This window comes from Brucella sp. IR073 (assembly GCF_049065735.1).
In the GTDB taxonomy this organism is placed as follows: Bacteria; Pseudomonadota; Alphaproteobacteria; order Rhizobiales; family Rhizobiaceae; genus Paramesorhizobium.
Genome location: NZ_JBAKHD010000010.1, coordinates 37,486 through 61,922, shown reverse-complemented (window position 1 = coordinate 61,922; position 24,437 = coordinate 37,486). Strand labels below are relative to the sequence as shown.

Here is a 24,437-nt window from a genome sequence, read left to right as displayed (position 1 = left end):
CATGAGTGAACATGCTGATATCATAGACCATCTGGCCGGCGTCGATGCCGCCTCGCCGCTCGAGGCGCTGCGCGCCCGCCGTCCCATCACAAAGGCGAACGCGCAGGCGAGCTGGAACGCGCTGTTCGAGCCCGTCTCACCCAGCGATGTGACGCTTGCGGAGCGTTTCGCAGTGGCGCTGTTCGTCTCGCTTCTGCATGGACAGCGTGAGGCGGCGGAATTTTATGCAGGAAAGCTCAGGGCGCTGCCCGATGGAACGCCGCTGGCGGATATCGTCACCGTTCTCGCCGATGAGGCCGCAACGACCGGGCCTTACGGCGATTATCCTGCCGGCCCGCTCTCAGCCGAGAACAAGCCGGGCCTTGCCTTCTCGGTTGCCGGAAAAGAGCGGGCCATTGTCGAAGAGCGCCTCGCGGCGGCGCTGGAGCATAGCCATCTCCTGGTCTTCCATCCCCGCGACGCCAATCCCGCACGCTTGCAAAAGCTGCTCGACGCGGGGTGGACTACCACCGGCATCGTCACGCTGTCGCAACTCGTTTCCTTCCTCGCCTTCCAGCTTCGCGTCGTCAGCGGGCTGAAGGTCCTCGCCGACGCCTGAGAGAGAGCCATGACCGAAACAACAATCGAACCGGCAGTCGAAAACGCGCCTGATAGTTTCACGCAAGCCAATATCGGCTGGACGCCATGGCTGACGCCGCTTGCCGAAGAGGACCTGACCGACCGCCACCGCACCGCGCTCGTCGACCCCGCCCGCGTCAAGTCGCCCTATTTCATGCTGCTTGCCCGCGATCCGGACATTCTGGAAGCGCGCACGAAGACCGACAAGGACATCTTCTATAACACCGCCGATGGCCTTCCGCGCGCGGAGAGGGAGCTGGCGGCAACGGCGGCTTCCCGCCTCAATGGCTGCATTTTCTGCGCCTCGGTGCATTCGCGCTTCGCCTCGCACCACTCCAAGCGGCACGAGGACGTGCAGCGCCTGCTCGACGAAGGCGTCGAGACGGACCTTGGCGAGCGTTGGAACGCGGTCGTCGCCGCTTCAGCCGCCCTAACCGCGACCCCGCCCGCCTTCGACCGGGATCACGTGGCGCGGCTGCGCAATGCCGGGCTGACGGACGAGGAAATCTCCGACGTCATCCACGGCGCGGCCTTCTTCAACTGGGCCAACCGTCTGATGCTTTCGCTGGGCGAGCCGACGCCGGAGGGGTAAGCGTCGCGGACGGCGTGCTGCAGGTTTGGTCTACTCAGCCTGCGGCACGGCTTTATTCTTCCACTCGGGCAGCGGAAAGATCCGGTCGTAAGCCCAATTGAACACGAAAGCGTAGCCCATATAGAAAAGCGCGAATGAGACATCCATGATGAAGGCCTGCCAGAACGATACGCCAAGATACCAGGCGATGAACGGCATCAGCACGACCAGAAGGCCGCTCTCGAACAAGACCGCGTGGAAAACGCGCATGAAAGCGCCCTTCTCGGTAGTCCCCGAAAGGCGCTGAAGGACCACGTCGAACAGATAATTATAGACGAAATTCCATGTCGTCGCGATCGTCGCGCTGACGAGGCTGACCATGCCGATATCATGCATAGGCATGTGAAACGCCAGCGCGCCAAGCGGCGTGACGAGCAGGAGTCCGATGATTTCAAAGCTGAGTGCGTGACGGATACGGTCGCTGACGGAGCGCATTTTCCAACCTCCGGAAAGCTCGGGTCGTCCCGAGCAAACGAGCCCGATAAACGGGGGAGGTCGTCCTCACTTTCAAGGGGGCTATATAACGGGTTTGCCCGCATTTTCAACCTGTGTGCCTCACCCGGCGCTGCCAGAACGGCTGGTCGAGCCAGCGGGGCTGAAGGCGATAGTAAAAGTCCCGTTGCGAGACATACGCGGCCCAGAGCTGGCGCTGCTGCTCGTCATATTGATCGATGAATGCGTTGCGGCTGCCCGATGCCGACATGCTCTGCGTGTCGTCGGCCAACGCATAATGGATCATGTGCCCGGCATGGCTTCCACTTTTGAGCGCCTTGTCGATGCCTTGCGACGATAGCGGATCATAGGCCTGCGCCGCGTCGCCCACCGCCATCCAGACGTCACCGCAGAATTCCCGCAGTCGCTGGCTGCCCGCCGGGGCGCCGCGAATGGCTGCCGAGGCGCGATAGCCCCTCTCCTTGAGCAAGGGCGCGATATGCTTGGTGTCCTGGAGAAGTTCATCAAAGCCCTGTTGCGATGCCGCCAGCCTCGCCGCCGGCAGATCCCTGTCCGAATGGAAAACCACCAGGCGCCGGCTTGTCTGTCCATCCACGGCCGGCAAGCGGTTGGTATACCACCAGCCATGCGGCGCGGCCTCGATCCTGGTGTAGCGATCGTCGTCCTCCCCACTGCAGGAGAACCATTGCGCATAGGCGAACAGGCGATCGTCATTGTGAAGGGCCGGGATGCTGAGCGCCCTTGCCACGACGGCCTGCCGTCCGGAGCAATCGACGAGGCAACGGGCGTCCACCTGCTGTACGCCCGTGGGCGAAGCAAACGTCAGCCGCCAATGGGCAGAACCGTTATCGATGCGCGCGCAGGAACGGAGGCTCACGCCCTCAAGCAGGGTTGCGCCTGCCGCAACCGCTTTTGCACGCAGGGCGTCGTCGAAGGCCAGACGGTCGATGCATAGGCCATGGCCCGTCGATGAGAAGAAGAAATCCGCGATTTCAGTCTGCTCGCTCGCCCATAGCGAGATATTTCCCGCCGTGCGAAAAAGGCCGGCAGACTGCTCTTGCCCGATTTCTCCGAGGAAATGCTCGACCAGTCCGAGCGAGGACGGCGGCAGGGATTCACCCAGTTTGAAACCCCTCGCCTCCCGCTTCTCGACCATCAACACATGCCAGCCATAGGCGGCCAGCGTGATGGCGGTTGCGGACCCCGCGGGCCCGGAACCGACAATGACGGCATCCCACACGGCATCGGTCCGGCCGGGCATGGCCTGCACGGCCTATTTCTTCTTGACCACCGCCGGGGCCACGATCCTGGCCGGCGGCTTGTCCAGCGCCGGGTTACGCTCCTGTTCGACGAACACCATCTCGCCATTGTCTTTCAGATAGGTGCCGTCGTCGCCCCTGACGGGCATCACCATCCCCAGCTTCGACCAGGCATAGGGCATCTGGTTGTAGCCATCGGTGGCGGATAGCGGCTCGCCTTCTTGGTCATAGCCGCGAAACCATTCCTTATAGGTGCGGGTCTTGTTCTTCTGGTCGTAATCGAAAACGATATCCGGCCGCTGGACCGGCCACCATGCCGTGTTGCAGGACCAGAAATCGCCCTGCCAGGGGCATGACATATAGGCCGCGAGCGAGCCGGGCTCGATATCCTTACCCACCCGGAAGGCTTCGGCGAAATTCTCCCGGTAGATGATCAGATAAGGAAACTCGATGCCCGGGTGGAAGCCGCCGCCGATGGTGGGCTCCAGCGCCGCCTCATCCAGCGCGCGTGGCTGCGCGGCCACCGGCAGGGCTTCGAGCTCCTGAGGCTCCGGCGGGGTGCCCACTTCAAAGTTGCCGTCCGCCCAATCCTTCATGTGGTTGAGCTGCAAGCCGGTGAGGCTCAGGAACTGGTTGGGGAAGCTGTTGCCCAATTGCTGGTTCTGCAACGGCTTGCCCGCCGTGCCCCACAGCTTGGGCATCTTCCAGTCTTCCTCGTCGCGCTTGAACTCAGCATTCTGCCAACTGGTCGGGCGCTCGGGCGGCGGCGGCATCAGCGAGTCGACCAGACGCCCGTTATTTCCCGCCGCATGGCGCATCAGATTATAGACCATCTGCCGCGTCGGCTGGCTGTTCGCGCCCGGATCGGTGAAAGAGGCCATGTAGGTGCTATCGAGCAAATTGCCGGGCTGCTTCGGTCCATGGGCCGCGCCGTCGGTTTCCGGCGTCACGCCCGCCGCCTCGGCGCTCACCCAGCCATAGTTCACCGCCTTGGCGAAGATCGGATAGACATCGCGATAGAAATTCGTTTTCTGCCCGGCATAGGGATACGCCTCGGGAAACGCCTCATAGACGCGATCCAGTATCGACACCACATGATACATGTGCGGCGCATATTTCGGCGGCGCGGTGACGATCCAGGCACCGGCATGCGGGTTGCGCGTACCTTCGTCCGCTTCGGAGGCGACGCCGTCACGCGTGCTGAGGACGGTGCCGTCCCGCAAGGTGACCGTCACGTCGATTTCGCCGCCGCAGGTGTCGTCCCACCATCCCGGCACATTGAAATAGGCGAACTGGTTGGTGAGCGCGTTTTTGCCGCCCTCCGGGCCGTTCGGCGGATCGACCGTCATGCTTGGATTCGACAGCGCCACCTTGGGTGTCGTGACGCAGCCGCTTTTCCCCGCCCCCGGAATGAAAAGCAGGCGATGATTGGAATCGAGCCGCAATCGTCCGAGCTCGATATCTTTCGCGGGCTTGTAGGTGACCTTGACGTCCTGGGACCGGTCTTTCGGTGTAAATCCTTCGAAGCGCAGGGCGCCCGGCAGCGTGCCGTTAGTAACACCGGTAAAGACATCGCCTTTCATGACAACAGGCTCATCCTGGCCCGGCGCAATGGTGTGCACACCCGGGTCGATGATGAGCTGGGTGCGCTCGATCGGCTTCAGGCCGGGCTGGATCGACGGATTACGCAACTGGTCCGGATCGAACAGATAGGCGCCCTGAAAGGCATAATTCGCCGCCTTCATGTTCCGCACATGAACCCGCCAGCGGAGGGACCTCACATGATGGACGAGGCCTGTAGCGGAGGTGAGCTCGGCGACGACATTGCCGTCGGCATCGTAGCCATAGACCCGGAATCGCTGCGCCTGGCGTTTCAGCCGGGCATTGCTGTCGCGGTATGTCCCGCCCTTGGGCCCCGGGCCATTGCTTCCGCCGGGATCTACCACAATGCCCGGTGCTTCGGGGCCGATGTAGAATTCGTCGCTGTCCCCCAGGCGAGCAACGCCGATGCCGGGATGAATGCGAATGCTCTTGATCGTCTGGGCCACGGCTCAACCTCTAAAAATCAGGCGCTGAAACTTAAGCGAAACGAGGGTTGCTCAGAGAAGACCGAATGATCTCCCACTCCTGCAAATCGGCGGAGGCCACCGCATAGCGGTTACCGAAATGCTCGATCTCGGCGTAGGTCAGCCCGTTTGACTGGGAATAAGACAAGACCGAAAACCCGCCGCCGAAACCCGCCTTGATCGATTTCTCAACCTGCAAATCGAGACCGGCGGTCAGCTCGCTACCCGTGCCCCCATCTGCGGCAGAGGCGGCCACCGGAAGCGGCATGACAGAAACCGCAACACATCCCTTGATAAAATCCCGACGTCTGATGCCCATTTCACGACCTTTGCGCGTATATCTTCGTTATAATACTGCATAATATTTTCGCCATTAATATCTATATAATACTTTACTCTATTCACTGTATTTTGAAGCAATTTGTATAATTGAAGGAATTATCTGCGAAGTACTGTGCCGTTGTTGTCATGGATACGGAGAGGAATGGATCCCAGTGACAAGCACTGGGATGACGAATGGGTTGGCTGTTCTCGATAATCTCCAGCCGTTCGTCTTCCACAACGGTTGTTAGTCGGGTGAAAGCATCTCCACCCCGTCATCCCAGTGCTTGTCACTGGGATCCATTCCTCTACTGCAAAGTTTCACCAACGGCGAAGATCAAGCTTCGCTTCTCGATATAAAATATATGACCACTCCCGCATGAAGCGGATGCGGGCGTTGCTTGAAAAGGAAAAAAATCAGGCCGGGACGGCTTCCGCTTCCGGCTGCGGCCATCGTTGCAACGCTTCGCGTCCGGCGTCGGTCAGGCCATAAACGCCTCTGTCAACCCGCTCGAACCAGCCATAGACATTCGAAAGCAGGATCTTGCCCGCGTCCGGTACGTCGGCTCTGATGTCGCGCACGCGCAGCGGACCGGATGCCAGCGCCGCCGCGCAGGCAAGTGCCTGCTGACGGTAGGCGGTCATGACGGGCATGCGCGTGCTTCCGCCTACGGCCGGGTCGCCGCGCCGCTTCTGGTGTTCGCGCATGAGCCTCGAGCGCCGTTTCGGATCGGCGCGGGGCATTGGCGACACGGAGCCGACGATAATGCTGACCTCGCCGTCATCGGAAACGCCGAGCATGCCGATCCCCAGCCTGCGGCACAGATGGCGATAGCGCTTGTCGGCCTCCCGCCCTTTGCCCTTGGCGGACACGCGCGCCGCGATCCACACCTCGTCGGCGGCAACCGCCCGGTCGACGGCCTGCAGTATGAGCTCCAGATTAAAACTCATTTTCAATTCGCAGATCACGACGACAGGAGGATCGCCATCGCTCAAGCCGACGAGATCGCAGCCGCCGACTTCGCCCTTGACGACGTAGCCGGCCTTTTCGAGAAAGGCTTTGACGGGCAGATAAAGCGACGTTTCCATATGCCTAGCGCTTTTGAGGGCGATTCGGCCTTAAATTACATCGTTCCGCCGCCCGAAGCACGATCCCGAAAAGTCAGAGCGGGGCGCTCTATCTCTTGCAAACCCCGCCGGTATCCAGCGGGGTTTGTCTTCCAGCTTCACGCCTGGAGCGCGGTCACCACCACTTCGATGAGCGCGCCGCCGCCGAGATCCGCGACGCCGACCGTGGCGCGAGCGGGGAGATTGTCACCGAAGATTTCGGTCCAGACCGCATCCATTTCCTTCTTGTGCGAGAGATCGGTGACGAAGATGGAGGCAGAAACGACCTTGGTGATGTCAGTGCCCGCTTCCTTGAGATAGGCGGCGATCTTACCGAGGATGTTGCGGGTCTGCTCGCCCATAGAGACGCTGGTGTCGTCGGCAATGGTGCCGCCGATGAAGACGAAGCCATTGGCTTCCACGGCGCGGTGCATGATGGGCGTGCGGATGTTGCGGGTGATCGTCATGGGATTTTCCTCTTTCTCAGGTTTGGGATGGGGTGAAACGGCCGATGGAGAGGCCATCGATGGGGGTGACGGTTTTGCCGGTGGCGATCAGTTCGGCCATGACGGCCCCGGCAGCGGGGCCGAGCTGGAAGCCGTGCAGCGAGAAGCCGAATTGGTGATAAAGCCCCTCATGGCGCACGCTGGGGCCAAGCACGGGGAGATCGTCGGCCATGCGGGCCTCGATGCCTGCCCAAGCGCGCACGATGGTCGCCTCGCGCATGACGGCGAAGAGTTCGAACACCGTCGCCGCGCTTGCCCGCAGTTTGCGCCAGTCGAGCACGGTTTCGTTGGTGTCGGGGTAGGCCGTCCCGAGATGTCCGCCGCCGATCAGCACAGTGCCATTGCGAAACTGCTTGAAGGAGAGTTTGCGCCCGCGAAGAATGACCACCGGCTTGATGAATTCCGGCACGCGCGACGTGATCATCAGCATCGGCGCGACGGCCTTGAGCGGCACCGGCTCGCCGAGATCAGCGGCGATGCGCCCGGCCCATGCGCCCGCCGCGTTGACCAGAACCGGCGCCTCAAACGTCTCGCCGCCTGCATCGACTCGCCAAAGGCCACGCTCGCGGCGAATATTCGTCGCGGTTACGCCCTCGCGGACGGTCGTTCCCAACTGTTCCGCCTTGCGGCGGAAGGCGGTGGTGGTCCGGGCCGGATTGGCCGCCCCGTCGCGGCGCGAGACGATGCCGCCGGGGCAGGTTTCGGCGACGGCGGGAACAAGGCGGCGCAGTTCTTGGGCGTCGATCAATTCCTCGTGGGTGAAGCCATGCTGGTTCAAGTCCGCGACCCGGGCGCGGCACGCCTCCAGCTCTTCCTGGTTTTCGGCGACCAGAACCTGACCGTGATTGTCGAAGCCGCAATCGTCGTCGAGAATATCCTCAATGCGCTCCCATATATCCATTGAGCGGATGGAGAGCGGGATTTCGGCTATGTGGCGGGCAAGCTGGCGCACGCCCCCGGCATTCACGCCGGAGGCATGGCGGCCCGCATAGTCTTTTTCGATCAGCACCGGGCGGACGCCATTGAGGCACAGATGCAGGGCCGTGGAACAGCCATGAATCCCGCCGCCTATGACGATGGCGTCCCTCCGGGTGATCATCAGCGCACCACCGCCTTCACCGCCTCGTCGGTCTGCGGCAGTGCGGCGAGTTCGGAGAGCATGATCGGCTTGACCGGCGCGCGCAGGCGGTAATAGCCGATTTCGTCAGGCGTCTTGCCGCGCGCCTCCGCCATGAGTTCCGTCACCGTCAGACCGCAGAGCCTGCCCTGGCAGGGGCCCATGCCGGTGCGGCGATAGGCTTTCAGCTGGTTCGGTCCCGTGGCGCCGACCGCGACGCTGTCGCGGATATCCTGCGCCGTCACCTCCTCGCAGCGGCAGACCACGGTGTCGCCCGAGGGGATGCGAAACTGTTTCGCCGGGCGGAAGAGAATATCGAGGAAGACACGGCCTTTCTCGGCCTTCGCTACCGCAGCCTTCAATTCGATCATGCCGGGCAGGTTGGCTCCCGCGCCTGGTTTCAACGCATCGATCGCCGCCCGCGCGGCGACACGCCCGCGCGCCACTGCCGCCAACGCGCCGCCGATGCCCGCGCCATCGCCGGCAATGGAAATGCCGGGCACCGAGGTTTCGGCGTTGCCGTCGAGTTCGGGTGTCCAGCAGAGCTGAATATCGTCCCAGCGGTGCTTCACCCCCGCCGACATGGCGAGGTTGACATTGGGCACGACGCCCTGATGCAGCAGCAGCACATCCACCGGAACAGTCGTCTTTTGGCCCTTTGCCTCGAAGGTCACATTTTGCACCCGGCCTTCACCGGATGCGGCAAGGCCGGTGACGCCGCTGATGACGCGCACCTTGGACCGGACCTCCCGCATCATCGCAAGGCCCTTGAGAAAATAGGGCGAGGTGAGGAAGGGCACCGCATGGGGCAGCGCGCGGCGGTAATTGCCCCTCTCCGTCGTGTCGAGCACAAGGTCGATCTTGCCGCCCATGCGCAGGATCTGCGCGGTGAGCAGCCAGAGCAGCGGCCCCTGACCGGCCACGACGGTCCGCCCATCCGGCAGAAGGCCGGAAGATTTCAGCACCGTCTGCGCCGCGCCTGCCGTCATCACGCCGGGAAGCGTCCAGCCGGGAATGGGAAATGGCCGCTCCAGCGCGCCGGTGGCGATGATGACGCGCTTCGCCCGGACAAGCCGCGCGCCGCCGCCGACCGAAATGCCAATCTCCAGATAGCGATCAAGGCTCCAGACCGTCGCGCCGTGCAAGATTTCCGCTCCACTCCCGCGCACATCCTCCACCAGCGCCTGCCCAGCCCAGTAATCCTTGCCGAGCAGCGCCTTGTCCTGAACCGGCGTGGTGGTGATGGCGCGCCAGACCTGGCCGCCGGGGCCCTGGTTTTCATCGAGAAGCAGGGTGGAAAGTCCGGCTTTCGCCGTCAGCGCCGCCGCTGCGAGACCGGCAGGTCCTGCGCCGATGACGGCTACATCGTATTCGTCCCGCGCGGGTGTCATCGCCCGATCTCCCTCTTGCCCTTCTGGATTTCGATTGTCATGCCCTCGCGCACCGGCACGAGGCAGCCTTGCCGGTTGCCGACGCCGTCGATGGTGACGAGGCAGTCGAAGCAGACGCCCATCATGCAATAGGGCAGGCGCGGTGCACCGCTGACGGCGGTGCGGCGGCGGACATCGAAGCCCGAGGCGATGAGCGCGGCGGCGACCGTGTCGCCTTCACGCGCGACGACGGGTCGGCCTTCGACCGTGATCGTGACCGGCTTTCTCCGGTCCTGTTCCATGCGTTTGAACATGCAGGTTTCTCCCATGCCCATGCGTCAGTAATAGCCGCTCGAACCGGCTTCGTTTTTCTGGAAGCGTCTTGCCGTGAAGCTCCCGAGCCTTGCTGAATCCAGCTGGCCCGCAGCGATCATCGGCGCGATTTCGTAAGCGTGGTTGGCTGCGAGTGTCACGCCGGAATGGCAGCAGGCGACGAAGGCGCCGGGGCAGGTTTCCGACTGTTCGTAGATCGGAAAACCATCCTTCGGCATGACGCGGATGCCGGACCAGCTGCGCACCACATTCAGCCGTCCCAGATGCGGGAACATGCGCCGGGCGCGGTCGGCCATGACTGACGTGATGCCCTTGTTGGTGACGGTGTCATCAAGCAAATCTTCCTTGCTGTCGCCGATCATGACAGTGCCCTCGTCGGTCTGCCTGATGGTCGCGACCGGATGCGGCATGAAAGGCTGGGTGCGTTCGGTGACGATGATCTGCCCGCGCGTCGGCCCCATCGGCGCTTCCAGCCCGACCATCGGCGCGAGCGTCTGATTGGCATTGCCCGCCGCCAGCACGACCTTGCCGGCGACGATCTCGCCTTGCGCCGTTGCGAGACGGAAAGCGCCGTTTTCATAGGCGATCTTCGAAACCGCGTGCTCGGGCCGGTATTCGACCTTGAGATGGGCCAGCCCGGTATGCAGCGCACGAAAGGTGCGCAGCGAATTCACATGGCCGTCGAGCGGGCAGAAGCTGCCGCCGGTCACATCAGGACCGATATGGGGCAGCATTTTCCTGACCTGATCATGGTCGAGAATTTCCACGTTATAATCAACGCCGCCCTGCGCGCGCAATTTGCGGAAGATTTCGGCGCGGTGTTCCAGTTCCTCGTCATTCAAGGTCAATTGAAAACCGCCATTCTGCTGCAGGCAGACATCGAGGCCGGTCTGTTCCTTCAGTTCGGCCGCGAGCCTCGGCCAGATTTTTGCACCATGCACGGTCCAGCCGGTATAGGCGGGCATGCCGAGGCCTTTGGACTGCACCCAGACGAGGGCGAAATTGGCCCGCGAGGCGCGCTTGGCGATGTCACCCTCATCGAGGACGCAGACCCTCTGCCCGATGCGCCCCAGGCCCCAGGCTATGGACGAGCCCAGCAACCCGCCGCCGACGACGGCGACGTCAAACTCCCTAACCATCTTCTTTATTCTCCTTATCTGGTCCGGTCGCTATGCCCGGCGAGCACCCGGTCGAGTCCGTAGAAGCGGTCGAGCAGGATCAGCGCCGCCATGGTGATGGCGATGACGCAGGCGGAAACGGAGGTGACGAGCGGATCGATATTGTCCTGCACATAAAGGAACATGCGGACGGGCAGCGTCTCGGTGCCGGGGGCGGCGAGAAAGATCGTCATGGTGACCTCATCGAAGGACTGGATGAAGGCGAGCGCCCAGCCGCTGACGACGCCGGGCAGGATGAGCGGCAGCGTCACCCGGCGGAACAGGGTCCAGCTTGTCGCGCCGAGCGAGATGGCGGCCATCTCGACCGAACGGTTCATGCCTGTTGCCGCGGCTAGCGTCAGGCGCAGCGCGAAGGGGAACACGAGGATGATGTGGGCGATGATGAGCGCCGTGAACGTGCCGCCGATGCCCGCTTGCGTGAAGAAACGCAGGAAAGCGATGCCCAGCACAACATGCGGGATCATCAGCGGCGAGAGGAACAGCGCCGACAGCGCCTCCCGCCCCGGAAACTGATGCCGCGCGATGGCGAGCGCCGCGGGGATGGCGAAGAGAAGCGCGATGGTGGAAGACGCCGCGCCGAGCCACAGGCTCATCCAGAACGCATCGATGAACTCCGGATACTGCGCGATGGCGCGGAACCAGCGCAGCGAGAAGCCGCCCACCGGCAGGGACAGGAACCCCTCCGGCGTGAAGGCGACAAGGCAGACGACGACGATCGGCGCGAGCATGAAGATCACGAAGACCGTGTGGAAGATAAGGGCGAGCGGGCCGTTTTTGCTCATCGGAAAGCCTCCGCGTAACGGCGTTCGATCAGGGCATTGCTGCTGACGACGATCAGCACGATGGCCACCAGCAAGAGCACGGCGACGGCCGCGCCGAGCGGCCAGTCGAGCGTGTTGAGGAATTCGTCATAGGCGAGCGTTGCCGCCACCTTCAGCCGCCGTCCGCCGATGATCGCCGGGGTGGCGAAGGCGCTGGCGCAGAGCGAGAAGACGATGATGCTCCCTGAGAGAATGCCCGGCATGATCTGCGGCAGGATGATGCGGCGGATAATCGTCAACGGCCCGGCGCCCAGCGACATGGCGGCGTTTTCGATCTGCGGGTCCACCCGCTGCAGCGCCGCCCAGACGGAGAGCACCATGAAGGGCATCATCACATGGGCGAGCGCGATGATGACGCCCGTCTCGGTGAACATAAAAGGGATCGGCGTATCGATCAGCCCCGCCGACATCAGCGCCTTGTTGGCGATGCCATTCTGGCCGCCGAAGAGCAGCGCCCAGCCAAGCGTGCGCGCGACGACCGAGATCAGCAGCGGTCCGAGGATGATGAGCAGGAACATGCCCTTCCACGGCGCGCGCATGCGGTTGAGGATATAGGCTTCCGGCGCACCGCAAATCGCGGTCAGCAGCGTCGCCAATATGGCGATGCGGAAGGTGCGCAGGAACATCTCGTGGAAATAGGAATCCGACCAGATTTCCCGCCAGTTATCGAGAACGAACACCGTTTCGATGCCCGTATATTGCCCCCATTTGTGGAAGGAGAGCATGAGCGTCATGACAAGCGGGATCAGCACCACCGCGATAAACAGCGCCAGCGCCGGAAGGATCAGCCGCCACGGCACGGGGGAACGGGCTTGTGCGGCGGCGCTCATCGGCCCGTCTCCTCGCGGCGCAGGCCCATGTCCGCCTCGCGCCAGACGAGGCGCACGTTTTCGCCCTCCTCCGGCTGCGTCTCGCCGTCGTTCTGGCGCACGACGATGGCCGGGCCGCATTCGGTTTCGCACTGGAAGAGCCAGTGATTGCCCTGGAAGATGCGGCTGGTAACGCGGGCCTTGAGGCCGTTCTGCTCAGGCGGGGCAAAGCCCACTTTCTCCGGCCGCACCGTGACCACCACCGGGCCGGACGGTCCTGCCGGAGCCTCAAATTCGCATGAGCCGAAGACGAGCTTTTGCGCCCGGATTTCCCCGGGGAACTCGTTGGTCTTGCCGAGAAATTGCGAGACGAAGGCGGAGCTTGGGCGCTCATACGTCTCCTGCGGCGTGCCGATCTGCTCGATGCGGCCTTTGCTCATCACGACGATCCGGTCCGACAGCGCCATGGCCTCGGTCTGGTCATGGGTGACGAGAACGGTAGTGGTGCCGAGATTGCGCTGGATCTGGCGCAGTTCGATCTGCATATCCTCGCGCAGCTTGGCATCGAGATTGGAAAGCGGCTCGTCGAGAAGCAGCACGTCCGGCTTGATGACAAGCGCGCGGGCAAGCGCCACGCGCTGCTGCTGCCCGCCCGACATGCGGCGCGGATAGCGGTCGCCATAACCGTCAAGCCCCACCATCGCCAGGGCATCACGCACCTTCGCCTCCCGCGTCGCACGGTCGACACCCCGCATTTCAAGCCCGAAGGCGATGTTTTCCGAAGCGGTCATATGCGGGAAGAGCGCATAGCTCTGGAAGACGATGCCGAGGCCGCGCCGGGCAGGCTTTGTCGCGATCAGATCGCGCCCGTCGAGATGGATGGAGCCCGCGGTCGGGTCGACGAAACCGGCGATCATCTGAAGCGTGGTGGTCTTGCCGCAGCCGGAAGGGCCGAGCAGCGAGATGAACTCGCCCTTTTTCACCGAGAGGGTGAAGTCTTCCACGGCGGTGTGGTCGCCGAAGCGCTTCTGGACATGGTCGAGTGTGAGAAAGGCCATGTGTGGGGGTGTTTCCTGCAATAGGTGAACCGGAGGACGGCGGCCATGCAGCCGACGCCGCTTGCCTGTTGTTCAAAAGAGCGCTGTCAGCGCTCCACCTCGCGGTTCCAGCGCTTGGTCCAATCCTCGCGTTGCGGGTTGATGGCGGCCCAATCCGGGTTGTAGAGCGCGCTCAGATGCTCGCCGGTGGGCGCGATTTTGCCCAGCCCTTCCGGAATCTCGACCTTCTTGTTGACCGGGCCGTAGCCGTAATCGCGCAGGAGGACGAGCTGCACCTTGGGCTCCAGCATCGCCTTGATGAAATCCGAGGCGAGCGGCGAGGCGTCCGGCTTCTCTATCGGGCAGGCGGAGGCGAGGAGCGTCACGGCGCCTTCTTTGGGATAAACGAAATCGACCGGGAAGCCCGTATTGACAAACGACTGGACGCGGCCCGTGCCCCAGACGGCCAGCGCGGCCTGACCGGACTGGAACAGCTCGGTCATCTTACCCGGCGAAGGCTCATAGGCGAGCACATTGGGGTTGACCTCTTCGGTCATGATCTTGAAGCCCGGCTCGATATCCTTCTCGCCGCCGCCATTCATCTTGGCGAACATCAGCAGCGTATAGAGCCCATATGTGTTGTTGATCGGCGGAATGACGATGAGGCCCTTATATTTCGGGTCCTTGAGATCGTTCCAGGAGGTGGGCGCGGGCCAGCCCTTCTTCTCGAAATAATCCTTGTTATACATCAGCCCTGTGGCGACGAGGCCGACCGCAACGGCGCGATCATCCTTGAAGCGGGCCGCGTCATGCAGATCCTCGGTCGCAAGGCTATCGATCTTGCCGCAGAAGCCGAGGTCGATGGCCTGATACATCGGGCCGTCATCGAGGAGGGCCACGTCGATCTGCTGGTTACCCTTCTGAGCCTGGAGCTTGGCGAGCGTATCGGTCGAGTTGCCGGCGATATATTCGACCTTCACCCCATGCTTCTTTTCGAAATCCGGAATGACTTCATCGCGCATCGTCTTTTCGAACGTGCCGCCATAGCCGGCGACGTAGAGCGTCTTGTCCTGGGCTGAGGCTGCCCCAAAGCTTGCCAGAAGCGCAAGGGCGCTGACAGCCGCGAATATTCCAGATCGTTTCATGAGTGTCCCTCTCATTTGTTGTCTATCATTGGCACTTTTTGAATTTTTCGAATGTGCCGTTCCCATGAAACGCAACATTCCAAACGCAGGCTTGACCGTCAAATTCATAATGGTACGCTTTGCATAACCAGATATTATGAGGAGCCGCATGGCGCGGGTGAATCTGAGGCAGGTGGAAGCCTTCCGGGCGGTGATGCTGTCGGGCAGCGTCACGGCGGCGGCAAGCGTCATGGGTGTGACCCAACCGGCGGTGAGCCGGATGCTGCGCGACTTGCAGGGCGCGCTCAAAATGCCGCTGTTCGAAAAGAAGGGCAGCGGCCTGGTGCCGACCGCGGCGGGCAGCGCGCTTTATACCGAGGTGGAGCGGTCGTTCCACGGGCTCGACCGTATCGTCGCGGCGGCGGAGGAAATCCGCACCCGGCGCACCGGCATGCTGCGCGTCGCCGCGCTACCGGCGCTCGCCAACGGGTTCATGCCGCGCTTCGCCGGAGCGTTCCTGATGGAACGACCCAATCTGAACTTCTCGCTGTTCGGCGTGATTTCGCCCATCGTGGTGGACTGGGTGCTCAATCTTCAATGCGATGTCGGTTTTGCCGAGGTGCCGATTGCCCATGCCGGGCTGCCGACCGTCCAGATGCCGGCGCTGCCCCGTGTCGCCGTCGTGCCTGAAGGACACAAGCTCGCGGAAAAACAGGTGATCACGCCTGACGATTTCGAGGGCGAGAACTTCATCTCGCTCACCCACGGCAGTTCAAGCCGCCACCTGATCGACAATATCTTCGCCCGGCACAATGTCTCGCGCACCTTGCGGGTGGAAACGGCGCTTTCCGAAATCATGTGCGGCATGGTGGCATCGGGCCTCGGCGTCGCAATCTGCGATCCCTTTACCGCAGCGGAGTTCTCCGGGCGCGGCGTCGTCAGTCGCCCATTCTTACCCCGCATCGATTTCGACTTCGCCGCCGTCTTCCCCCCGCAACGCGGCCCGTCGCCGGTGGCGACGGATTTCGTCAACGCCTTCGCCGGGCATGTAAGGCAAAGCGTGGCACGATAGGGCCACGGGGAGTGAATTTACCTACGACGTAGCGCCTTGCAGCGACTTGCCATCCCGGTCGAAGATGTGAACATCCTTCGCCGCAGCCGCCAGCGTGATTTTGCCCCGCTTCTGCACATCGGCGTCTCCCGGCAGCTTGGCGATGAACGGTTCTCCCCCGAATCCCAAATCGATATAGGCAAGCTGCACTTCGCCCAATTGCTCCACATAATCGACGGTGCCCTTGAATGTCAGCGGCGCACTTTCGTTTTCTGCGAGGAACAAATCTTCCGGACGAACGCCGAAACTGACATCAGCGCCCTGCCGAGCCGATGAGCTATGCATGGGCAATGTCGCCACCCCGCCGGTCGCAAGTTTCACCGTCGTTGCGGCTCCCGTCGCGGTGATCGAAGCGGGCAGAATATTCATCGCCGGTGAACCGATGAAACGGGCAACGAACAGATTAGCCGGCTTGCGGTAAAGCTCCATCGGCGCTCCCACCTGCTCGATGCGGCCATCCCGGAACACCACAATGCGGTCGGCGAGCGTCATGGCCTCGACCTGATCATGGGTGACATAGATCATGGTCGTATCGGGCATGGTTTCCTTGAGCTTGGCGATCTCGATGCGGGTGGCGACACGCAGGGCGGCGTCGAGATTGGAAAGCGGCTCATCGAAAAGGAAGACCCTGGGGTCACGCACGATGGCGCGGCCGATGGCGACGCGCTGGCGCTGGCCGCCCGAAAGCGCCTTCGGCACCCGTGCCAGATAATCGGTCAGTTGCAGAATATCGGCGGCACGGCGCACGCGCCGCTCGATTTCGGCCTTGCTCATCCCGGCGATCCTGAGGCCGAAGGCCATGTTCTCGAAGACCGTCATGTGCGGATAAAGCGCATAGGACTGGAAGACCATCGAGATGCCCCGCTTCGACGGCGGCACATGGTTCATCAACGCCCCGTCGATGCGCAATTCGCCCGCCGTGATCGGCTCCAGCCCGGCAATCGAGCGCAGCAGCGTGGATTTTCCGCACCCAGAAGGGCCGACAAAGACGATGAACTCGCCCGATTTGATCTCGAGGTCGATGCCATGCAGCACGTCGAGGCTGGCATAGGATTTGCGAATGTTCTTCAGGCTCAATCCGGCCATGTTCCCGCTCCTTTTATGATCCCGTTCCGGGACGGCTTATTCGCTACTGTTCCCGGGCATGAAACCGGCGACGAATTCCGTCAGCCGGTCCGCCCTTTTGTTCTGGATTTCCAGATCGTTCTTGCGGCGGACCGCCCGGCGCACCAGCTTTGCGCCGAGATAGCGGAACGGCTCCGGCGGCAGGGCCTTGCGCCGCTTCAAGCCGACCAGCCCGCTGGCGCTCCAGCGGTCCTGCCGTTCCAGTACGAGGCTGGCGAGGATGCGGCCTGCCACGGGCGTCTGGGCAATACCGGTGCCGTTGAAGCCCATGGCGTAGAAGACGTTGGGATGTTCCCTCAGATGATCGAAGACCGGCACATGCTCCGCCATGCAGTCGATCGGCCCGGCCCAGTCGTAATCGACCGCAACGCCGCGCAAGGCGGGATAGACGCGGTGGAGTTCGCGCTTGTTGTCGAACCCGCGTTCGGGGCTGCGGTTGAAGCTGGCGCCGAAATCGTCGCGAAAGGCAATGTTGCCTGAGCCGCGCCCGAATATCACCCGCCCCGCGGGCGTGCGCTGGTAATAGAGCACATGGGCCTGCGCGTCGCAGATCGATGCGCCATTGCTCCAGCCGATGCGGTCGAGCAATTCCGGCACCGGCGCGGTGGCGATTACCTGGCTGGCGACGACATAGAGATGGCGGCGCAATTCGGGAATGGCGGCGAGCCAGGCGTTGGCCGCAAGCACCACTTTCTCGGCTTTCAAAGCGCCGCCGGCCGTGCGCAACTCGCATTGCCTTCCGGGCAAAATCCCGAGAACGGGGGTTTGCTCGTGGATGACGACGCCGCGCGACAGGGCAAGATCACGCAAGCCTGCCACGAGCTTCGCGGGTTGCACGGTTCCCGCTCTCTCCTCGATCATACCGGCATAGGAGACGGGCGAGCCGGTCACGCGCTCGATTTCCGCCGCGTCTAGGAAGCGGAACCGGTCGATGCCGAGGCCTCTCGTCGTCTCGAACGCCTTTTCCCACGCACCTTCCTGTGCGATGGAGCTTGCCGTCCAGAGCCAGCCATCGAGCCGGAGATCCATGTCTATGACGCCGCTCGCCTGCAGCGCCGCAAGCTCCTCGATCGCCCCGGCGGTATCGGCACAAAGCTGGCGGGCTTCCTCGATGCCGGTCACGGCGGCGATCTGGTCGATCTCGGCAAACCAGCTATGCACCTGCCCGCCATTGCGGCCCGACGCGCCGGAGCCGCAAAAATCGGCTTCCAATATCGTCACCCGCGTCTCGGGGGACTGTTCCTTGATGCGCAGCGCCGTCCAAAGCCCGGTATAGCCGCCGCCGACAATGGCGATATCCGTGTTCGCCTCGCCCTTGAGCGGCCCGGTCTTCGGCCCCGCACCGATATCCTGCAGCCAGAAGGAGCGGTCTTCCCGCGCGGCGATATCAGGCTGCCGCAAACGAATTTCGGCCATGTCAGACGTCCTCCACCTGCCGGATGATTTCCACGTATTTTTCCCTGAGCCAGCCGGGGATGGGCTGAACGGGCTGCGGAAAGCCGCCCGGATGCATGCATGTGTCCGCTGCCTTTGCCGCCGCATGACGCAGCGCCGCTTCCGCCTCCATCTTTTCGAAGAGATAAGCGGTCAGGAAAGCGGCGATGAAGCTATCCCCGGCGCCGCATGTATCGACGGGTTCGATGTCGAGCGCGGGAGCAAAGAAAATTGCCTGCCCATCATGGAAGAAGGCGCCGCGCCGCCCGCACGTCACCAGTACCTGCGCGGCGCCGGATCGGTGCAAGGCCTCGATCAGCGGCTCCACCGGAATATCTGGATCATCCGGCCCGGAAGCGAAGACGAGCGGAACGCCCGCAAGCGAGAGGGCGAAATGCGCGGTCGAGACATCGACGCTGAAGGCAATGCCGTCGCTGACGAGCCTGCGCACCAGCCTTTCATCGGCATTGGTGCCGAGATGCACCCAATCGGCGTCCCGCATGGCCTGATAGCGCTGGTCGTCGGGGATATAATCGATACCGACGCCCAGCGATTCCAGCAGGATTTTCCGCTCGCCCGCTTCGTCCTTCAGCAAGGTCACGGCGGTATCGCCGGGCCGGATTTCCACATCCGCGCGCGCGAGGCCGGTGGGTGTGAGTGCGTCCAGCACTACCTCGCCTTCGGGATCGCCGGCCACAGCGCCGAAATACCGCCCGTTCCAGCCATTGCGCTGCCATTGCACGGCGACATTGAGCGCATTGCCGCCCACGGTCACGGTATCCTTGGAAAGCGAGACGTCGAGGCAATTGTCGCCGACCGCGACAAGTTTCGGTTCGTGCTTCATGCGGACTGCTCCGCACTACCGAACCAAGGCCGCGCGGCCTCCAGATTGCGCTTCCACGCGGCAACCGGATCGAGCGCATAGGACGCCTGTCCTAGCGGCTCGAAGGTCATGGTGCCCGAGAAGCCCGCCTCACCTAATTCCTGCAGATATTGCCCGAGCGGCAGATCGCCGTCGCCCCAGACGAGATGGCCGGACGGGGTTCCATCAACGATATGGACATGGGTGAGCCTCTCGCTGAAGAGCGCTATATAATCGGCGATGCTATCGCCCGCTGCGGCCATGGCGACGAGATCCAGCACAATGTCGATATTGTCCGCGCCGATCTCGTCGAAAAAGCGCTTTAGCCCGCGCGCATCGGTGACGATATTGCTTTCGGTACGCTGAAGCGGCTCGAGCAGGCAGCGGATGCCGAGACTTCCGGCATAGTTTGCAATCTGGGAAACAGCTTCTACCGAGCGCGCCCATGCCTCTTCCGCCGGCTCGTTCTCGAATCCGCGGCCCGGCGTCAGGAACAGATAGTCCGCCCCGAGCCTCGCGCATATGTCGGCCCCGCGGCAGAAGCGTTCGATGCTGGCTTCGCGCAGCTCCTGATCGCCCGAGGCGATGTTGATGGGATAAAGCACCTGCTCCGGCGTATAGGCCCGCACGGACAGACCGTTATCGTCAAGGATGCGCGCGACATCATCGAGCCTGCGTTCGCTCATATGAAAGAGATCGAGATGCGGCGCGATCCCCCAAAGCTCCATCCGGTGGAAGCCGAAGTCACGGAGCGCGGCGGCCACATTCTCGAAAGGAAAATGCTGGAAGGCAAAGTTTGCCCCTATCAGCTGATCCGGTTTCAATTTGGACATGTCATGCCTTTCAGAGACTATTTGCCGATGCCTTCCGCGAGGCCGCGGATGAAGTAGCGCTGGGCCGCGAAGAAGGTGATCACAATGGGAAGGGCCGAGATGGTCATGGCCGCGAAGACCACGGCATAGTTGGTGCCGTGCTTCGCCATGATAGAGGTGAGCCCCACCGGCAGGGTTTGGACATCGGCGCCGCTGGTGAAGATCATCGCGAAGAGATATTCGTTCCAGGCGAAGAGCACGTGCAGGATGACGCAGGAGACAATGATCGGCTTGCACAGCGGCAGGATCACGCGCCAGAAGATCTGGCTCTCGCTCGCCCCGTCCATGGTCGCCGCCTCATCAAGATCGCGCGGCAGGTCGAGCATGTAGGCGCGGATGAGGAAGGTGGTGAAGGGGATGCGGAACGCCGTATAGAGCAAGATCAGCGCCCAATAGGTGTTGTAGAGCCCAAGGTCCTGCATCATCCGCACCAGCGGGATGACCGCCACCGTCGGGCTCAGCATCAGTCCGCCAAGCACGATGGCGACAAAGAGCGGCTTGCCCGGCATCTTCGAGCGCGTCAGCCCATAAGCCGTCCAGGCGCTGATGAGCACGGTGGAGACCGCCGAGGCAAGGGTGACGATGACGCTGGTGGCGACGTAATTGCGCACGCCCTGGTTCCAGGCGGCGACATAGTTCTCCCATGTCAGGCGCTGCGGCAGGGCGAAGGGATCGCCGAAGATTTCCGCATTGCTCTTGAAGCCGTTCAGCGCCATCCAGACGAGCGGATAGAGAACGACCACGCCAAGGCAAACCAGAAACACCACAAGGCATGTCCGGCCAAGAAGGGCAAAGAAATGACCCGACCGGCTTTCGTTGTAATGGTCAACCATTGTCACAGCTCGACCCTCCGGCGTTTCGTGTACCAAAGCTGGGCGAAGCCGGTCGCGAGCGTCACGATGAAGATGACAGCGGCGATCGCGGCCCCATAGCCGAAATTGTTTTCGATAAAGCCCTGCTGATAGAGCCATGTGCCGAGAACCTGGCTGGCATTGTTCGGCCCGCCGGCGGTCATCACCATCACCTCGTTGAAAACCTGGAACGCGCCGGTGATCGTGACGATGATCATCAGCCCGGTCATTTCCCGCGTCAGCGGGAAGGTGATATTCCACAAGCGCCGGAGCGGGCCTGCCCCATCCATGATGGCGGCGTCGTAGAGCTCGCGCGGGATTTTCTGGATGGCAATGGCGAAAAGCAGCGTGGAATAGCCGAAGCCCTGCCACTGGCTCATCGCGATGATGGCGTAGATCGCCGTGCTCTCATCTCCCAGCCACGCCCGCGCCAGGCTGCCGAGACCAACAGCTCCAAGCGCGGCGTCGAGGAGCCCGGTCCCCGGCTGGTAGATGAAATAAAACAGCAGGCCCGCCACGGTGATCGATATGGCCGATGGCACGAAATAGATCGCGCGCCAGAAGCGCCGCCATCTCTCATCCTGCAAGCCCTCGATGAGCGCCGCAAGGATGAATGCGCCGAACACCTGGAAGACGACGGACAGGAGTGCGTAGAGCGCGTTGTTTCCCAGCGCCGTCCAGACCACCGGGTCGTCCATGAGCCGCTTGTAATTGGCGAGGCCGACATTGGTGGTCTCGCCGGTGAAAATATCCTGATCGGTGGTGCTGACGAGGAAATTATCGACGATCGGATAATAGACGAACCACGCAATAATGATCAGCGCCACCGCCACCCAGCGGAGCGAATAAAGGGCGGACAGGGCGGATGTGCCCTTCCCTGCCGCCCCCGCGATGGAGCCGTAGGCTACGGCTCCATCGGCTGTGCTTTCCCTGTTCAAGGCCATCGGCTTATCTGCCCTATGCAGGTCACTTGGCTGCCTTCGCAGCGTCCTTCACCTTCTCGATCACCTCTTCCGGCGTCATGGAGCCGCCGATCAGGGCCTGCAGGCCGGAGAGCCATGCAGCGGCGATGCGCGGCGGGTTGGCGGTGTCGAGCCAGGGCATCAGATATGAGGCGGAGGCGATGTCCTTGAGCCCGCCGACGACGGCCGGGTTCATCTTCGCCGGGTCCACGCCGCCGATGGTCGCGCTCGGCTGGCCATAGGGCGGGGCGGAGAGGCGGCGCGCATTTTCCGGCGAGGTGACGAACTTCATGAAATCGATGGCCAGCGGGATGTTGTCGGAGGCCGTGTTGATCATATAGCCTTCCGGCGCGCCTTCGATGGCCTTGGGATCGCCCTTCGCGCCTTCGGGCACCGGGAGCACGAAATAGCCGAATTCATCCCGCTTCACTGCACCCTCAGGCGCCGTGCTCTGGTCGAATTCGATGATCTCCTGATAATACATCGCCGACTTGGCATTGACGAAGGCCTGATGTGCCGAGGCATAGGAGGTGCCGTTGGTCGCGGCACCGTCCGTGCAGCGGTCGATCAGCTCCTTCAACTGCTTCAGCGTTTCCACATAGCCCGGATCGGAATAGTCCGCTGTCTTCTGATCGAAATCCTTTTCGAGCGTTTCGCGCGGGACGTTATAGGCAAGCAGCTGCCCTGCGAAGTGAACCGCTGGCCAGCCCTCCTTGTTGCCGAAGGAGATCGCCGTTTTGCCCGCCTTACGCAAAGCATCGCAGCTTTTCAGAAGCGCGTCGAAATTCTTCGGCTCGCTTAATCCCAGCTCCGCGAACATGGTCTTGTTATAGCCCATGAACTTGGCGTCGAGATAAAGCGGGATGCCATAATATTTGCCGTTGTACTGAAAGGCCGAGACGGCGGCGGGGGCGAATGTCTTGCCCCATTCGGTATCCGGCCCGATGACCTTGCTCAAATCGACGGCGCGCTTTCCGCGCACGAAATTGCCGCCCCAGCTTCCGGTCCAGGTGAAATAGATGTCCGGCAGGGAATTGGAAGCCACCAGCGCCTTGGTCTTGCCCTTCACGCTGTCGTCGCTCTCCTGGATGAGCTCGACCTTCACATCAGGATGGAGCTTCTCATATTCCTTGGCGAGATTGACGAAATAGGGCGAAAGGAGCTGCAAACCGAATTTGGTCAGGACGCTGAGCGTGCCCTTATATTCCACTTGCGCCCCCGGTTCGGCGACGACTTCCTTGCCCGCTTGGGCAAAGCCCTGGCCCACGCCACCCACGGTGAACGCGGCCAGGGCGATCGACAGGATTTTCGTTCTGCGTTTCATGTTTCAGTTCCCTTCTGTGGTTTCTTTTTGTGTTTAGTATTCGACGCGCTTGTAATAGCGCCGGGTGGTCAGCGGATGGTCGCGCAGCACCTCCAGATGCGCGCTCAGCCGCTCGAGCAGCGTTGCCAGGATGACCGGGGAAATCAGGCTGCGGACGGAAGGCGAAATGCCCGGCAGTTCGACGGAGGCGCTATCGAGAACCCTCACCTTGTCGGTGTAGCGCTTGGCGAAGTTTTCCACCCGGTCCGACAGCGGACGATAGGCGTCCTCGCCCTTGAAGACGAAAACGCTGACGCCCGGCTCGACGAGCTCCAGCGTGCCGTGGAAGAAATCGGCCGCATGGACGGGCCGCGTGCGGATCCACTGCATTTCCTCCAGAATGCACATGCCGTAATAATGCGCCTCCGGCCAGACCGAGCCGGCACCGGTGAAGATGTGGTAGGTCTCGTCCTTGATGTCCTTCGCCAATTGCGCGGCGGCGGGCTCGAAAGCGGCCTTGGCATCGACGAGCAGGGCGGGAAGCTTCTTCAATTCCTCCACCGTGGCGTCGTAATCGGCATATTCGCCCCGTTCGGCGAGAAGCGCCAGGACGATCAGCAGGGTCTGCAGATAGAAGGACTCCGACGACGTATCGTCCTCAGCGAAATTGGTGAAATTGAAATCCGCCTCGCGGGCGAGCGGCGTATCGGCATGGCCCGTCAGGGACAGGGTTTTCACGCCTTTCGCTTTCAGGAACGAAAGCAGTTGCACGCTCTCCTTCGTCGTGCCCGAGAGCGACGGAAGAATAGCGAGCGCCTTTTCATCCAGCCCTGCCGGCGGCTTGATCACCGTCTGCGCGGGAAAGGCCGCCGAGACCGGGAACAGCGACGCGCCTGCCGCGAAATCGATTGCCGGCAGGGTCAGGAGCTGGACGCCGCCCGTGCCCATGAAGAAGACGCGTTCGAGCCCTTCATCAAGCAGCTGGCGCATCAGCGGGCGCATTTTATCGGCGATAGCGACAGCGCCGCTCTGGATTTTGACGAAGCGCTCTTTGTCGAAGTTGAGCATAAAAACCTTCCCATCTGGTAGTCGCAAGGCAAGGCGATCCCGTTCGCTGAAAGGCGTATTTCGCCCCAGCGTCCAGCCGGCCAAGCCAACGGATGCAAA

25 protein-coding genes are annotated in these 24,437 nt (G+C 62.4%); 3 read left to right on the top strand and 22 right to left on the bottom strand.

The window, feature by feature from the left end:
- The first annotated feature begins 1 nt into the window (after window position 1).
- Both ACOWVG_RS17595 and ACOWVG_RS17590 read left to right on the top strand, forming a co-directional pair.
- Window positions 2-598, top strand: a complete 597-nt coding sequence (locus ACOWVG_RS17595) for a CMD domain protein (protein ID WP_420963637.1) — start codon at window positions 2-4, stop codon at window positions 596-598.
- Between the two features lie 9 nt (window positions 599-607).
- Window positions 608-1,210, top strand: coding sequence for an alkylhydroperoxidase domain protein (locus tag ACOWVG_RS17590; protein ID WP_420963636.1), 603 nt, complete (start codon window positions 608-610; stop codon window positions 1,208-1,210).
- 30 nt (window positions 1,211-1,240) lie between these two features.
- Here the strand turns inward: ACOWVG_RS17590 and ACOWVG_RS17585 are convergent, their stop codons facing one another.
- The 14 genes from ACOWVG_RS17585 to ACOWVG_RS17520 all read right to left on the bottom strand — a co-directional run bounded on the left by ACOWVG_RS17585 (window position 1,241) and on the right by ACOWVG_RS17520 (window position 14,771).
- On the bottom strand, window positions 1,241-1,684 hold the full coding sequence (locus ACOWVG_RS17585; protein WP_420963635.1) for a PACE efflux transporter: 444 nt from the start codon (window positions 1,682-1,684) through the stop codon (window positions 1,241-1,243).
- 106 nt (window positions 1,685-1,790) lie between these two features.
- On the bottom strand, window positions 1,791-2,963 hold the full coding sequence (locus tag ACOWVG_RS17580; RefSeq protein WP_420963661.1) for an NAD(P)/FAD-dependent oxidoreductase: 1,173 nt from the start codon (window positions 2,961-2,963) through the stop codon (window positions 1,791-1,793).
- 12 nt (window positions 2,964-2,975) lie between these two features.
- Window positions 2,976-5,009 (bottom strand): LodA/GoxA family CTQ-dependent oxidase, encoded by a 2,034-nt coding sequence (locus ACOWVG_RS17575; RefSeq protein ID WP_420963634.1) that lies wholly within the window; start codon window positions 5,007-5,009, stop codon window positions 2,976-2,978.
- A 31-nt stretch (window positions 5,010-5,040) separates the two neighbouring features.
- On the bottom strand, window positions 5,041-5,346 hold the full coding sequence (locus tag ACOWVG_RS17570; RefSeq protein ID WP_420963633.1) for a twin-arginine translocation pathway signal protein: 306 nt from the start codon (window positions 5,344-5,346) through the stop codon (window positions 5,041-5,043).
- Between the two features lie 419 nt (window positions 5,347-5,765).
- Complete coding sequence (locus ACOWVG_RS17565; protein ID WP_420963632.1) at window positions 5,766-6,437, bottom strand: DUF2161 domain-containing phosphodiesterase; 672 nt, start codon at window positions 6,435-6,437, stop codon at window positions 5,766-5,768.
- Window positions 6,438-6,574: 137 nt separating this feature from the next.
- Window positions 6,575-6,922 carry a RidA family protein gene (locus ACOWVG_RS17560; RefSeq protein ID WP_420963631.1) on the bottom strand — a complete coding sequence of 116 codons (348 nt, stop codon included), beginning with the start codon at window positions 6,920-6,922 and terminating at the stop codon, window positions 6,575-6,577.
- 16 nt (window positions 6,923-6,938) lie between these two features.
- Entirely contained in the window at window positions 6,939-8,060 is a 1,122-nt protein-coding gene (locus ACOWVG_RS17555; protein ID WP_420963630.1) for an NAD(P)/FAD-dependent oxidoreductase, read from the bottom strand.
- Window positions 8,060-9,469 carry an NAD(P)/FAD-dependent oxidoreductase gene (locus ACOWVG_RS17550; RefSeq protein WP_420963629.1) on the bottom strand — a complete coding sequence of 470 codons (1,410 nt, stop codon included), beginning with the start codon at window positions 9,467-9,469 and terminating at the stop codon, window positions 8,060-8,062. The genes ACOWVG_RS17555 and ACOWVG_RS17550 overlap by 1 nt, the downstream gene beginning before the upstream one ends.
- Complete coding sequence (locus ACOWVG_RS17545; RefSeq protein WP_420963628.1) at window positions 9,466-9,762, bottom strand: (2Fe-2S)-binding protein; 297 nt, start codon at window positions 9,760-9,762, stop codon at window positions 9,466-9,468. Before ACOWVG_RS17545 ends, ACOWVG_RS17550 begins: the two co-directional genes overlap by 4 nt.
- A gap of 24 nt (window positions 9,763-9,786) precedes the next feature.
- Entirely contained in the window at window positions 9,787-10,920 is a 1,134-nt protein-coding gene (locus ACOWVG_RS17540; RefSeq protein WP_420963627.1) for an NAD(P)/FAD-dependent oxidoreductase, read from the bottom strand.
- 14 nt (window positions 10,921-10,934) lie between these two features.
- Entirely contained in the window at window positions 10,935-11,741 is an 807-nt protein-coding gene (locus ACOWVG_RS17535; protein ID WP_420963626.1) for an ABC transporter permease, read from the bottom strand.
- A complete protein-coding gene (locus tag ACOWVG_RS17530; protein WP_420963625.1) occupies window positions 11,738-12,610 on the bottom strand; it encodes an ABC transporter permease in 873 nt (290 codons plus the stop codon). Before ACOWVG_RS17530 ends, ACOWVG_RS17535 begins: the two co-directional genes overlap by 4 nt.
- Window positions 12,607-13,647, bottom strand: coding sequence for an ABC transporter ATP-binding protein (locus ACOWVG_RS17525; protein WP_420963624.1), 1,041 nt, complete (start codon window positions 13,645-13,647; stop codon window positions 12,607-12,609). Before ACOWVG_RS17525 ends, ACOWVG_RS17530 begins: the two co-directional genes overlap by 4 nt.
- An 86-nt stretch (window positions 13,648-13,733) precedes the next feature.
- On the bottom strand, window positions 13,734-14,771 hold the full coding sequence (locus ACOWVG_RS17520; RefSeq protein WP_420963623.1) for an ABC transporter substrate-binding protein: 1,038 nt from the start codon (window positions 14,769-14,771) through the stop codon (window positions 13,734-13,736).
- Between the two features lie 148 nt (window positions 14,772-14,919).
- On the opposite strand from ACOWVG_RS17520, the gene ACOWVG_RS17515 reads away from it, so the two are divergent.
- Window positions 14,920-15,822, top strand: coding sequence for a LysR substrate-binding domain-containing protein (locus ACOWVG_RS17515; protein ID WP_420963622.1), 903 nt, complete (start codon window positions 14,920-14,922; stop codon window positions 15,820-15,822).
- Between the two features lie 21 nt (window positions 15,823-15,843).
- Here the strand turns inward: ACOWVG_RS17515 and ACOWVG_RS17510 are convergent, their stop codons facing one another.
- From ACOWVG_RS17510 to ACOWVG_RS17475, 8 genes are read right to left on the bottom strand one after another with little or no spacing between them, the layout of a single operon-like run.
- A complete protein-coding gene (locus ACOWVG_RS17510) occupies window positions 15,844-16,947 on the bottom strand; it encodes an ABC transporter ATP-binding protein (protein ID WP_420963621.1) in 1,104 nt (367 codons plus the stop codon).
- A 36-nt stretch (window positions 16,948-16,983) separates the two neighbouring features.
- Window positions 16,984-18,402 carry an NAD(P)/FAD-dependent oxidoreductase gene (locus tag ACOWVG_RS17505; protein WP_420963620.1) on the bottom strand — a complete coding sequence of 473 codons (1,419 nt, stop codon included), beginning with the start codon at window positions 18,400-18,402 and terminating at the stop codon, window positions 16,984-16,986.
- Between the two features lies 1 nt (window position 18,403).
- Window positions 18,404-19,264, bottom strand: a complete 861-nt coding sequence (locus ACOWVG_RS17500) for a PfkB family carbohydrate kinase (RefSeq protein WP_420963619.1) — start codon at window positions 19,262-19,264, stop codon at window positions 18,404-18,406.
- Complete coding sequence (locus tag ACOWVG_RS17495; protein ID WP_420963618.1) at window positions 19,261-20,115, bottom strand: sugar phosphate isomerase/epimerase family protein; 855 nt, start codon at window positions 20,113-20,115, stop codon at window positions 19,261-19,263. The genes ACOWVG_RS17500 and ACOWVG_RS17495 overlap by 4 nt, the downstream gene beginning before the upstream one ends.
- Before the next feature lie 17 nt (window positions 20,116-20,132).
- Entirely contained in the window at window positions 20,133-20,987 is an 855-nt protein-coding gene (locus ACOWVG_RS17490) for a carbohydrate ABC transporter permease (RefSeq protein WP_420963617.1), read from the bottom strand.
- Window positions 20,988-20,989: 2 nt separating this feature from the next.
- Window positions 20,990-21,949 carry a carbohydrate ABC transporter permease gene (locus tag ACOWVG_RS17485; protein WP_420963616.1) on the bottom strand — a complete coding sequence of 320 codons (960 nt, stop codon included), beginning with the start codon at window positions 21,947-21,949 and terminating at the stop codon, window positions 20,990-20,992.
- 22 nt (window positions 21,950-21,971) lie between these two features.
- A complete protein-coding gene (locus ACOWVG_RS17480) occupies window positions 21,972-23,291 on the bottom strand; it encodes an ABC transporter substrate-binding protein (RefSeq protein ID WP_420963615.1) in 1,320 nt (439 codons plus the stop codon).
- Window positions 23,292-23,324: 33 nt separating this feature from the next.
- Entirely contained in the window at window positions 23,325-24,338 is a 1,014-nt protein-coding gene (locus ACOWVG_RS17475; RefSeq protein ID WP_420963614.1) for an SIS domain-containing protein, read from the bottom strand.
- Between the last annotated feature and the right edge of the window lie 99 nt (window positions 24,339-24,437).